1 protein-coding gene is annotated in these 13,721 nt (G+C 76.2%); it reads left to right on the forward strand.

Going from position 1 to position 13,721, the window contains the following annotated elements; all coding sequences use genetic code 11:
• Nucleotides 1-37: 37 nt before the first annotated feature.
• A complete protein-coding gene (locus ACZ5NW_RS05120; RefSeq protein WP_468742329.1) occupies nucleotides 38-13,690 on the forward strand; it encodes an SDR family NAD(P)-dependent oxidoreductase in 13,653 nt (4,550 codons plus the stop codon).
• Nucleotides 13,691-13,721 lie beyond the last annotated feature (31 nt).

Raw genomic sequence — 13,721 nt, forward strand, 5'->3', positions numbered from 1 at the left:
CCCGCCCGAGCCCCCGTTCCCGAGGACACCCGACCAGATGCCTGTGAACGCGTCGCCGAACCACGCCCCCGAACCGTCCGTGACGAACGCCGACGAGGCGCGGGACTGGCTCGCCTCGGCCGTCGCCGAGGCGGCCGGACTCGACCCCCTCGCCGTCGACCCGCACCGGCCGATCGCCGAACTCGGCCTGGGATCCCGCCGGCTGGTCTCCCTCGGGGCCGAGCTGGCGGAGCGCGCCGGGCGTTCCGTCGACCCGTCCCTCGTCTTCAACCACCCGACGATCGCAGCCGTCGCGGCCGCGCTCTTCGAGGAACGACGGCCGACGCCTGAACCGGACTTGACCGGGGGTCAGCCGCCGGCAGGGTCTCCCGGGAGGCTCGACGACATCGCCATCGTCTCCATGGCCTGCCGCTTCCCCGGCGGCGCCGACGACCCCGAGGGCCTGTGGCGGCTCCTCGACGCCGGACGCGACGTCATCTCCGAACCCCCGGCGGGGCGTTGGCCCGTCCAGGGCCTGTACGACCCCGACCCCGACGCCACCGGCACCGCGTACACCCTGCGCGGCGGCTACCTCGACGGCATCGACCGCTTCGACGCCGCCTTCTTCGGCGTCTCCCCGCGCGAGGCCGCCGCGATGGACCCGCAGCAGCGGCTGCTCCTGCGCACCGCCTGGGAGACCCTGGAACGCGCCGGCATCGTCCCGGACACCCTGAACGGCAGCTCCACCGGCGTCTACCTCGGCCTCTACGACAGCGGATACCTCGCCGCCGCCTCCTTGGACCAGCTCGACGGGCACGTCGGCACCGGCACCGCGTCCAGCGTCGCCTCCGGACGCATCGCCTACACCCTCGGCCTCCAGGGGCCCGCCGTCACCGTCGACACCGCCTGCTCCTCCTCCCTCGTCGCCCTGCACCTGGCCGCCCGCGCCCTGACGGCCGGCGAGTGCGACCTCGCCCTCGCCGGGGGCGCGACCCTGCTCGTCACCCCGCGCGGCCACGTCGAGTTCAGCAGGCTGCGCGGGCTGTCGCCGAGCGGCCGGTGCAGCCCCTTCTCCGCCGACGCCGACGGGGTGGTGTGGGGCGAGGGCTGCGGCCTGGTGCTGCTCAAGCGGCTCGGCGACGCGCACCGGGACGGCGACCGGGTCCTCGCCGTCGTCAAGGGCTCGGCGATCAACCAGGACGGCCGCAGCCAGGGCCTGAGCGCGCCCAACGGCCTCGCGCAGGAGCGGGTGCTGCGGGCCGCCCTCGACGCGGCCGGGCTGCGCCCCGAGGACATCGACCACGTGGAGGCGCACGGCACCGGCACCCGGCTCGGCGACCCGATCGAGGGCAACGCGCTCGCCGCCGTCTTCGGCCCCGGCCGGACCGCCGAACGGCCCCTGGGCGTGGGCTCGTTGAAGTCCAACGTCGGTCACACGCAGGCCGCGGCGGGCATCGGCGGCGTCATCAAGACGGTGCTGTCCCTCCGGCACGAGCGGATCCCCGCCTCCCTGCACGCCGACACCCTCACCGAGCACATCGACTGGGCCGACAGCGGGCTCCACGTCCACCGCACACCCATGGCCTGGCCCCGCGCCACCGACCGCGTCCGCCGCGCCGGCGTGAGCGCCTTCGGCATCAGCGGCACCAACGCCCACGTGATCCTGGAGGAGGCACCGGTCCGTGATTCCGGGGGCGTCGCGGGTGCTGGGGCCGCCGCGGAGCCGGATCGTGGCTTGGAGGGCGTCACCGGTGTCGGTGACCCCGTCGCGCGGGAGATGCTCTTCCCGCTCTCCGCCCGTACCCCCGCCGCCCTCCGGCGCCAAGCGCTCCGGCTCGCGGAGGCCCTCGACGAGCGGCCCGATACGGCGCTGCCCTCCGTCGCCGCGACCCTCGCCCGGCACCGCACCCACTTCCCCCACCGCGCCGTCCTCCAGGCGGCCGACCCCGACGCCCTCCGGGCCGCCCTGCGCGCCCTCGCCGAGGACCGTCCCGACCCCGACCGCACCGCGGGGCCCGCGCAGGCCCTCCCGCCCGGCAAGGTGGCCTTCGTCTTTCCCGGTCAGGGCTCCCAGTGGGCCGGCATGGCCCGCGACCTGCTCGACCGCGACCCCGTCTTCGCCGACGAACTCGACCGCTGCGACGGCGCGTTGCGCCCCTTCACCGAGTGGTCGGTCACCTCCGTGCTGCGCGGTGACGCGGGCGCGCCCTCCCTGGAGCGGGTGGACGTCGTCCAGCCGGTGCTGTTCGCCGTGATGGTGTCCCTGGCCGCCGTGTGGCAGGCCCGGGGAGTCCGGCCGGACGCGGTGATCGGGCACAGCCAGGGCGAGGTCGCCGCCGCCTGCGTCGCGGGAGCCCTGAGCATCCATGACGCGGCCGCCGTCGTCGCCCTGCGCAGCCAGGCGCTCACCGCGCTGTCCGGCACCGGCGCCATGGCCGTCGTCGCGCTGCCCCACACCGACGTCGAGGCCCGCCTCACCGCCCTCGACGGCCGGGTGGCCGTCGCCGCCGTCAACAGCGGCCGCGCCACGGTGATCGCGGGCGAGACCGAGCCGCTCCAGGCCCTCCTCGACGACCTCGACCGCGAACAGGTCTTCGTCCGCCGCCTCGACGTCGACTACGCCTCCCACAGCGCGCAGGTCGAGCCCGTGCGTACCGGGATCCTCGACGAACTCGACGGGGTGATCGCCTCCCCGTCGTCCGTCACCTGGTACTCCACGGTCACCGGCGAGCCCGTCACCGAGGAACTGGACGCCGGCTACTGGTACGCCAACCTGCGCGAGCCCGTCCGCTTCGCCGACACCGTCGCCCGCATGGTCGCCGACGGCCACCGCCACTTCGTCGAGCTCAGCCCGCACCCCTCGCTGCTCACCGCCCTGCGCACGGTGGACGAGGACCTGGTCGCCGTGGGCTCCCTGCGCCGCGACGCGGACGGCCCCGCCTGCCTGGACCGGGCCGCCGCCGAACTCCACGTCCACGGACGCCCGGTCGACTGGCGCCGCCTCGTGCCCGCCGCCACCCCGGCCGACCTGCCGACGTACGCCTGGGACGAGCAGCGCCACTGGACCGAACCCGAGGGCGCGACCGGCGGCACAGGCCTGTTCGACCGTTCCGCCCACCCGCTCCTCGGCGTCCAGCTCCAGTCGGCCGACGCGACCCGCTGGACCTTCCGGGGCGAGTGGTCGCCGGCCACCGCCGACTGGCTGCCCGACCACGCCGTCTTCGGCCGCACCGTCGTCTCCGGCACCACCCTGCTCGAACTGTGCCGCGCCGCCCTCACCGCCGCCGGGCCCGGCCGGCCCACCGATGTCACCGGCCTGCTGCTGCTCGCCCCGCTCATCCTGCCGGCCTCGGGCACGGTCGAGGTCTCCGTGGACGTCGTCACCGACGGCCCCACGCCCGAGGTGACCGTGCACAGCCGCCCGCGCGGTGTCGCGGACCTGGGCTGGACCCTGCACGCCACCGCCTCGGGCGCCGAAACCGCCGACACCGCCGAGGCGGCCGACTCCCGGCCCCCGGTCCGGCCCGAGGGCGCCGCACCGGCCTGGACTCCGGAGACGTACGAGCGGCTCACCGGCGTCGGCCTCGGCTACGGCCCCGCCTTCCGGGGCGTGCGCGAGGCGGTCCCGACCGGCGACGGAGAGCTGCTCGCGCGGCTGTCGCTGCCCCCGGCAGCCCGGGACGTGACCGACCCCTACCCGGTCCACCCCGCGCTCCTCGACGCCGCCCTGCACGTGGCCGCCGCCCTCGACCCGGCCGACGAGCGGGTGCTGCTGCCCGTCGCCGTCGGCCGCTGCACCCTGCCGGCGGGCGGGGCCACCGAGCTCACGGCCCGCGTGCGCCGCACCGGCGGCTCCGCGCACGACCTCACCCTCGACATCGACCTGTGGGACGCCGACGGCTTCCCGGCCGGCCGCCTGACGGACGTCCGGCTGCGCACCGCCGGCCCGGCCGACCTCGGCGGCGGCCCGGAGAACGCCCGGCACCTCTACGAGCTGGCCTGGACGGCCGTCGACGCCGAGCCGTACCACTCCGGTGCCGACACGGTCGTACGACACTGGACGGACCCCGCGCCGGACGCCGAACCCGGCGCTGCCGCACAGGAGTTGGCCGCTACCGCGCTGGCCGAGCTGCAGACGCTGATCGCCCTGCCGCCCGGTGAGGCGCCCGCGCGGACCGTGTGGGTGACCCGGGGTGCCGTCGCGGCGGCCGACGGCGACCGGGTGCCGGGGCTGGCGCAGTCGGTGCTGTGGGGACTCGCCCGCAGCGCCCGCGCCGAGCACCCGGACCTCGGGCTGACCCTGATCGACACCGACGGCACGGAGACCGAGGCGCAGCTGCGCGGCGTCCCCGGCGAGCCCGAACTGGCGGTCAGGGACGGGCAATTGCTGGCATCGCGACTCATCCGCGCTCGCGCGACGGCCACTTCACTCCCGGCCGCAGAGGACACCACGCCGGCCGAAGACACCACGCCGGCCGAAGGTGCCGCATCCGCGTCCGCTGAAGGCACTCTCCCCACCCCCGGCACCGTCCTCATCACCGGCGGCCTCGGAGCCATCGGGCGCCACATCGCCCGCCTCCTCGCCGAACGTGGCGTCCCCCGCCTCCTCCTGACCTCCCGTCAGGGAGAATCGGACCCCCGCGCCGCCGAAACCGTCGCCGAACTGGCCGTCCTCGGCGCCCACGCCGACGTCGTGGCCTGTGACGTCGGCGACGCCGATGCCCTGGCCGCCGTCCTCGCCCGCGCCGGGGACGATCTGCGCGGTGTCGTGCACTGTGCCGGCGTCCTCGACGACGGGGTGATCGCCGAGCTGACCCCCGACCGCCTCGCCCGCGTCCTGCGCCCCAAGGCCGACGGCGCCGCCCATCTGCACCGGCTCACCGCCGGGCGGCCCCTGGAGCTGTTCCTGCTCCTGTCCTCCGCCGCCGGCGTCGCCGGCAGCCCGGGGCAGGGCAACTACGCGGCCGCCAACGCCTTCCTGGACCAGCTCGCCCACCACCGGCGGGCCCAGGGCCTGCCCGCCGTGTCCGTCTCCTTCGGCGCCTGGGCGGGGGAGGGGCTCGCCGCGGCCCACGCCGACCTGGACCGCATGGCCCGCCTGGGCCACCGCGCCCTCACCCCCGAACAGGGCCGCGACCTCGTCGAACTCGCCGTCCGCCGGGACGCCCCGCACCAGATCGCCTGGGCCCTCGACCTGCCCCGGCTGCGGGAGACCACCGGCGGGGCCGCCCTCTGGCGCACCCTGCTGCCCGCGCCCCGCCCGGCCGCCGCCGGACCCGCCGGCGGCCTCGCGCGCCGCCTCGCGGACCTGCCGGAGGCGGACCGCGCCGACCGTGTCCTCGCCCTCGTGCGCGAGGAGGCATCCCGCGCCCTCGGACTGCGCTCGGCCGACGCCGTCCGCCCCGACCAGCCGCTGCGCGACCTCGGCATGGACTCGGTGACCGCCGTCGACCTGCGCAACCGCATCGCCACCCGCCTCGACGCCAAGCTCCCCGCCACCCTGCTCTTCGACCACCCGACGCCGGCCCGGCTCGCCGAGCACCTGCTCGCCACCACCCTGGCGACCGGTGGCCGTACCGCCCACGATCCCCGACCGGTCGCGCGCCCCGCAGCGTTCACCGACGAGCCGATCGCCGTCGTGGCCATGGCCTGCCGACTGCCCGGCGGCGCCGACGACCCCGACGGCCTGTGGCGGCTGGTCGCGGAGGGCCGGGACGCCGTCGGCCCGTTCCCCGCCGGGCGCTGGGACGTCGACGCCCTCTACGACCCCGACCCCGACGCCCCCGGCAAGTCCTACGCCCGCGAAGGCGGCTTCCTCGACGACATCGAGTCCTTCGACGCGGGTTTCTTCGGCATCACCCCGAAGGAGGCCGCCGCCATGGATCCCCAGCAGCGGCTGCTGCTGGAGACCGCCTGGGAGGCCCTGGAGCGCGCCGGGATCGTGCCCGCCTCCCTCGCGGGGAGCACGACCGGCGTCTACGTCGGCATGTTCGGCAGCGAGTATCTGGCCGGCACCCGCCTCGACGAACTCGACGGCCACGTCGGCACCGGCTCCGCGCTGAGCGTGGCCTCCGGACGCCTCGCCTACACGCTCGGCCTGCACGGGCCCGCGCTCACCGTCGACACGGCCTGCTCCTCGTCGCTCGTCGCCACCCACCTCGCCGCGCAGGCGCTGCGCTCCGGCGAGTGCGATCTGGCGCTGGCGGGCGGTGTGACGCTGATGGTCACCCCGCAGACCTTCGTGGAGTTCAGCCGGCTGCGCGGCCTGTCGCCCACCGGCCGCTGCCGTTCCTTCTCCGACGACGCCGACGGCGCGATCTGGGCCGAGGGCGCCGGCATGCTCGTACTGAAGCGGCTGAGCGACGCGCGCCGCGACGGCGACGAGGTGCTGGCGGTGCTGCGCGGCACCGCCGTCAACCAGGACGGCCGCAGCCAGGGCCTGTCCGCCCCCAACGGCCCCGCGCAGGTGCGGGTGCTGCGCCGTGCCCTGGAGCTGTCCGGACTCGGCCCGGCCGACATCGACTACGTCGAGGCGCACGGCACCGGAACGACCCTCGGCGACCCCATCGAGGCGAACGCGCTCAGCGAGGTCTACGGCACCGGCCGGCCCGTGGACCGCCCCCTGCTGCTGGGCTCCCTGAAGTCCAACATCGGCCACGCGCAGGCCGCTTCGGGCGTCGCCGGGCTCATCAAGGTGGTGCAGTCCCTGCGGCACGGCACCCTCCCGGCCACCCTGCACGCGGACACCCCCAGCCGCCACGTCGACTGGGACGGCGGCGGGCTGCGCCTTCTCCACGAGGCGGCCCCCTGGCCGTCGGCGCGGGGGCGGGTGCGGCGCGCGGGCGTCAGCGCCTTCGGTATCAGCGGCACCAACGCCCATGTGATCGTGGAGGAAGCCCCAGGTACTCCCGTCGACGCACCGGGCACTCCGGCCGCTGTACCGGCAGCTCCGGCCGACCTCCCGGCCGAAGGCGCCCCCGGCAAGCGGCTGTTCGTGCTGTCCGGGCGTGGCGAGTCCGCCCTGCGGGCCCAGGCGGCGCGGCTGTCCCGGCATCTCACCGAGGACACCTCGCTGCCCGACCTCGCGTACACCCTGGCCCACCACCGCAGCCACTTCGAGCGGCGCGCCGCCGTCGTGGCCGGCGACCGGGACGAACTGCGGTCCGTGCTCGACGCGTTGGCGTCCGGGCGGGCCCCGATCGCCGCGCCCCGCGAGGACCGCACCGGGAAGACCGCCTTCGTCTTCGCCGGGCACGGCGGGCAGTGGCCCGGCATGGGGCTGCGGCTCGCCGCCGAGTCGCGGGCGTTCCGCGAGGAACTGACCCGCATCGACGAGGCCGTCCAGCGGCATGCCGGCTGGTCCGTGCTCAACGCCCTGCGGATGGCCGAGGAGTTCTCCCCGCTGGAGCGCACCGAGTACCTCCAGCCGACGCTGTTCGCCGTCAACGCCGCGCTGGCCGCCGCCTGGCGCGCGCTCGGCGTCACCCCGGACGCGGTCGTCGGCCACAGCCTGGGCGAGATCGCCGCCGCCTACAGCGCGGGCGCCCTCACCCTCGACGAGGCGGTCACCGTGGTGACCGGGCGGGCCCGCTCCGTCGTTCCCCTCGTCGGACACGGCGGCATGCTCGCCGTCGAACTCCCGCCCGCCGAGGTGGAACCCCTCCTCTCCGAGGGCCTTTTCATCGGCGCCCTCAACGGCCCCCGCTCGACGGCCGTCTCGGGCGACGCGGACGCGCTCGCCGGGCTGCGCCGCACACTGGAGGAACGAGGCGTCTCCGTACGGCCCCTGTCGACGCCGTTCGCCTCGCACAGCCCGCTGATGGAGCCGCTGCGCGCGGAACTCCTCGACCGTTTCTCCGCCGTCGCGGGCGCCCCCGCGTCCGTCCCGGTCTACTCGGCCGTGCTGGCCGAGCCCGTCCCCGGCGACCGGCTCGACGCCGCCTACTGGTTCGCCAACCTGCGCCGGCCGGTCCGGTTCGCGGACACGATCCGCCGCATGCTCGACGACGGCTACCGCTACTTCGTCGAGCTCAGCCCGCACCCCTCGCTCCTGTCCGCCATCGAGTCGGTCGCCGCCGAGGCCGGCGTCGACGCGGTCGGCGTCGGTTCGCTGCGCCGCGAACAGGACGGCCACGACACCCTGCTACGCCGGTTCGGCGACCTCCACACCGCCGGGCACACCCCCGACTGGACCGCCCTCTTCCCCCACGGCCGCCGTCTCGACCTGCCCACCTACGCCTTCGCCCGGGAACGCCACTGGCTCGCCCCCGCGCCGGCCACCGCGACCGGCGCCTCCCCGCTGCTCGGCACCCATGTGCAGGCCAGCGACGAACCCGACCGGCACCTCTTCCAGACCGAACTCGACCTGCGCGACCGCCGGTTCGCCTATCTCGCCGACCACCGGGTCACCGGCGAGATCTGGCTGCCCGGCGCCGCCTTCGTCGGCATGGCGCTGGAGGCCGCGGCCGCCGTGGCCGACGACGTCCGCCTGGCCGATGTGCGCTTCCTTCAGCCCCTGCGGCTGCGGGACGACACCGCCGTACGCCTCCAGCTCGTGCTGCGGCCGGCGCGGGAGGACGGGGTCCGCGCGTTCACCGTCTCCTCGTCGGTGATCGGGGAACGGCCGCCGCGCTGGGAACCGCACGTCACCGGAGAGCTCGTCCCCGCCGCGGCCCCCGCCGGGGAACCGCGCCTCGCCGACCTCCGCGAGGAGTGCGCCGACCCCGTCGACCTGCCGCCGCTCTACGCCCGTCTGGCCGCCCTCGGCATCGAGTACGGCCCCGCCTTCCGCAACCTGGAGTCGGGCAGCCGCTCGGGCACCGCCGCCGTCGGCCGGCTGGCCGAGCGGCCCGCCGCCGGACATCTGCTGCATCCCGCCGTCCTCGACGCCGCCCTGCACGCCGCCGCCCTGCCGGGCGAGGCGCCCGAGGGACGCGCGTTCGTGCCCGCCGGGTTCGGCACGGTCCGCTGGACCGGGCGCCGCACCGCACCCGCCTGGGTGTCGTGCGCCCTGCGCTCCGCCGCCGGGGACACCGCCACCTTCGATCTGCGGCTGTGGGACGCCGACGAACAACTCGTCCTGGAGGCCGAGGAGTTCACCCTCGCCGCGCTGTCCCCGCTGGACGGCGCCCTCTTCGAGACCCGCTGGCAGCCCCGCCCGGCCGCCCAGGAGCCGCCCGCCGACGGCACCTGGCTGATCCTCGCCGACCGCACCGGGGTCGCCGACGACCTCGCCGCCCGGCTCGGCCCGACGGCCGTCGTCGCCCGCGCCGGAGAGACGTTCGCGCCGGAGGGCCCCGGCCGGTACGTCCTCGACCCCGCCGACCCGGCCCAGCTCGCCCGCCTGCTCGACGAGATCGAACTCCCCACGTACGTCGTCCAGTTGACGGCGCTGGACGCTCCGACCGTCACCGACGGCCGAACCGCCGAGGAGGCGGCCCGGCTGTGCTGCCTCAGCACCCTCCACCTCGTCCGGGCCCTCGCCGACCGGCCGCACGGCCGCGCCCCGCGCCTCTTCGTCGTCGTGCGCGGCACCCAGGCCGCCGGTGAGAGCACCGAGGTGATCCACCCCGAGCAGGCGCTCGCGTGGGGCTTCGGGCTCACCGTGGCGCAGGAGCACCCCGAACTGGCGACCACCCTCGTCGACCTGCCGCCCACCGGCGGCGCGGACGCCCTGTGGACCCAGCTGCGGCACGCCGACGACGAACGCCTCGTCGCCCTGCGGGAGTCGGGCCGCCTGGTGCCCCGCCTCACCCGCACCCGCCCCGACGCCGACGGCGGCGCCCCCGCACCCGACGGCGTCCACCTCGTCACCGGCGGTCTGGGCGGGCTCGGCCGGGTCGTCGCCGAGCGGCTCGTGGGCCGAGGGGTCACCCGCCTCGCCCTGATGAGCCGGGGCGCCCCCGACGCGGAGGCCACCCGCTGGATCGCCGGGCTGGAGGACCGCGGGATCGCGGTCCACCTGGCCCGCGCCGACGTCGCCGACCGGGACGGCCTCACCGCCGCCCTGGACGCCCTGCGCGAGGCGGCCGGTCCGATCGCCGGCGTCGTGCACGCGGCCGGCGTCCTCGACGACGCCACCCTGACGAACCTCACCGACGAGCGCGTGCGCCGGGTCCTCGCCCCCAAGGTGCTGGGCACCGCCCTGCTCACCGAACTGGTCCCGGAGGCCCGCCAGTTGGTGCTCTTCGCCTCGGCCGCCGGACTGCTCGGCTCGGCCGGACAGAGTCCGTACGCCGCCGCCAACGCCTTCCTCGACGCCTGGGCCCACCATCTGTCCGCCACCGGACGGCGGGCGCTCAGCCTCGACTGGGGCGCCTGGTCCGGTGTCGGCATGGTCGCCGGATCCGACACCCGCGCCGCCGAGACCGGACGCTCCGGACTGCTCGCCTTCACCCCCCGGGAGGGCGGCGAACTCTTCGACCGCGTGCTCGCCACCTCCCGCCGCCAGCTCGCACCCCTCGCGCTCGACTGGGAGATGCTCTCCCTCGACCCGGACGCCGTGCGCACCCGGCCGCTCCTCGCCGGCCTCGTCACCGCGCCCACCGGCACCGCGGATTCCGACGGACTGGTCGCCAGGATCTTCGCGGCCACCGGCGACGAGGACCGCCTCACCTGGCTGGAGGCCTACGTCCGGGCCCGCGTCGCCGAGGTCTCGGGAGGCGTCGTGGACGTCGCGGCGAGCACCGCGCTGAAGGAACTCGGCCTGGACTCCCTGATGCTGGTCCGGCTGCGCAACGCCTTCGCCCGCGACCTCGGCGCCGAACTGCCCACCGCCGAGGTCTTCGCCGCCGCCGACGTCCGCGGCCTCGCCCGCTCCCTCGCCGCACTGCTGCCCGAGCGGCGCACGACGGCACCGCGACCGGAGGCCGCCGCCGAGGACGTGCCGGAGAGCGAGCTGCACCCCGCCACCCGGGACGTGGTCCGGCTGCTGCGCAGCGCCCGGCCCGGCATGCCCCAGGCGGCCCACGGCGTCGGCCTCGCCGTCCGCCTCACCACCCCCACCACCCGGCCCGCGCTCACCGGGATCGTCACCCGGCTCGTCGCCCGCCACGCGGCCCTGCGCACGGCGATCGTGGACGGCCCCGACGGCGTACGGCGGCTGCGCGTCGACCGCGAGCTGCCCGAGCCGCCGCTGCGGTGGACCGACGGCACCCTCGACGCCGACCCGGCCGACCGGCTGCGGGAGCTGCTGGAGCCGCCGTTCGACCTGACGGCCGCCCCGCTGTGGCGGTTCGAACTGCTCGACACCGGCGCGAACGGCCAGATCCTCCTCTTCGGCGCCCACCACGCCGTCTCCGACCTCCAGTCCCTGCTGCTCGTCGCCGGCGAGATCGACGGCGAACTCACCGGCACGGCACTGGGATCCGACGTCACCAACCGGGACGTGCGCCTCCTTGTCGAGGCCCAGCACAGCGGCGAGGGCACCGCCACGGCCGACTGGCGCGCCGCCTTCGAGGGCGCCGAGCGGCTCGACCTGACCCTGTCCCACCCCCGCCCGGCCGAGCGGACGTACCGGGCCGGAAGCGTCACCGTGCCCCTGCCCGACGGGCTCATGGAACGCGTCGCGGCCGCCGCGAGCGGCCTCGCGATCACCCCGGCGGCCTTCTGCCTCGGCACCCTGACCGTGCTGCTGGCCCGGCTGCGGCACAAGGAACGGTTCGCCCTCGCCGTGCCCGTCGACACCCGCGTCCACGCCGACGCGTACGGCGCGGTGGGCTTCTACGGCGTCCCCGTGCCCTTCCCGGCCGAGGCCCGGACCGGCGAACCCGTGGCCGACGTGCTGCGCCGCACCGACGCCCGGCTGGAGCGGCTGCTCACCAAGGGCGCCATGTTCTCCGACGTGCTCGCCACCCTCGCCCGGCAGGGACTGCACCGGGACAACGCGCCGCTCGTCGAGGTGTACTTCAACTACGTACGCCACGGCGGCGCCCTGAACGCCCTGGAGGTGCTGCCCGCCGGGACGGGCTACTCCGACCTCGACCTGATGATCACCCTCACCCCGGACGCCGGACGCGTCCGGCTCGACCACAACCTCGACATCCTGGACCGGGCGGCCACCACCCGACTGGGCGATGAATTCCTGCGCCTGCTCGGGGAGTTGGCCGACAGTGCGGCGACCGCCGTCGCCCTGCCGCGCCGGACGCTCGCCCTCGCCGCCACCTTCGCCCTCGGCCATCTGCCGGCGCTGTGCGCGGGGGCGCTCGACGGGAGCGGTCTGACGGTCGACGAAGCGCCGTACCATCAGGTCCTGGCCGCCCTGCGCGACCCCTCGGGCGTGCTCGCCGACCCGGCCGCGGCCGCCGTCGTCGTCCTGCTGCGGGCGGGCGACCTGGAGCGCTTCGGCCCCGTGGACGACGCCCTCCTCGCCGAGCTGCGCACGGAGTACCCGGCCGCGCTGCGCGCCCTCGCCGAGCGCACCCGCACGCCGCTGATCGTCGCCTTCCCGCCGTCGGCCGGCGCCGACGAGAGGCTGGCGCGCTGGGAACACGAGGTCGCCGCCGAGCTGGCCGGCCTGCCCGGCATCGCGGTGCTCGGGCCCGACGACCTCACCCGCCACCACTCCGTCGAGGAGCCCTTCGACGAGCGCACCGAACGGCTCGCCCATCTGCCCTTCACCCCGTCCTTCCAGGCGGCGGTCGCCCTGTGCCTCGCCGACACCGTGCGTGCGGCACTGCGCCCCGCGCCCAAGGTGATCGCCGTCGACGGCGACGAGACCCTGTGGGGCGGGGTGGCCGGCGAGATCGGCCCCGAGGCCGTCGACCTGTCCGGACCGCGTGCCCGGCTCGCCCGCAGGCTCCTGCAATGGCGCGCTGCCGGGGCGCTGCTCGCGCTGGTCAGCAACAACGACGAGGACACCGTCCGCGCCGTGCTCGACCGGCCCGACAGCCTGCTGAAGGCCGAGCACTTCAGCGTGGTGTCCGCCGCGTGGGGACCCAAGCCGGAGCGGGTGGCGGAGGCCGCGCGCACCCTCAATCTGGGCGTCGACAGCTTCCTCTTCCTCGACGACAACCCCGCCGAGATCGCGAAGATGCGGGCCGCGCTGCCGCGGGTGCTGTCGGTGACCTGCCCGCCGGCCGCCGAACTGGACGCGTTCCTCGGCCGGTTGTGGCCCCTCGTGCCGGCCGCCGCCACCGCCGAGGACGCGCTGCGGGCCCGCTTCTACGCCCAGGAGCGGGAACGGGACGCGGTGCGCGCGGAGCAGACCGGATTCGAGGAGTTCCTCGCCCAGCTCGACCTCGTCGTCGAGATCCGCGAACTGGCCGAGGGCGATGTGCGGCGCGCCGAACAACTCGTGCGCCGCACCAACCAGTTCACGCTCGCCGCCCGCTCCGCCGACGGCGGTGACCTGGAGCGGTGGCGGAGCCAGGGCGAGGTGTGGACGGCCGCCGCCCGGGACCGGTTCGGCGACTACGGGCAGATCGGGCTGCTCGCCGTACGGGCCGACGGCGACCAGCTCGACGTCCTCGGCTGGCTGATGAGCTGCCGCGCCCTCGGCCGGGGCGTCGAGGAACGCCTGCTGGACTGGCTCGCCGACCGGGCCGACGAACTCGGCTGCTCCAAGGTCCGGTTGACGGCCCGGCGCACCCCGCGCAACGCCCCGGCCCGCCGGATCGTCGCCGCGCTGGGCGGGGGAGACCCGGACGACGAACTCCTGGAGACCGTGGCCACCCCGGAGCACCTCAGGGCGTTCCGGTCGTGGCAGCGGTGAGGGAGAAGGCCGAAGTGACGGAAAGGACCGT

The sequence above is a fragment of the Streptomyces sp. NPDC032126 genome (assembly GCF_055580085.1).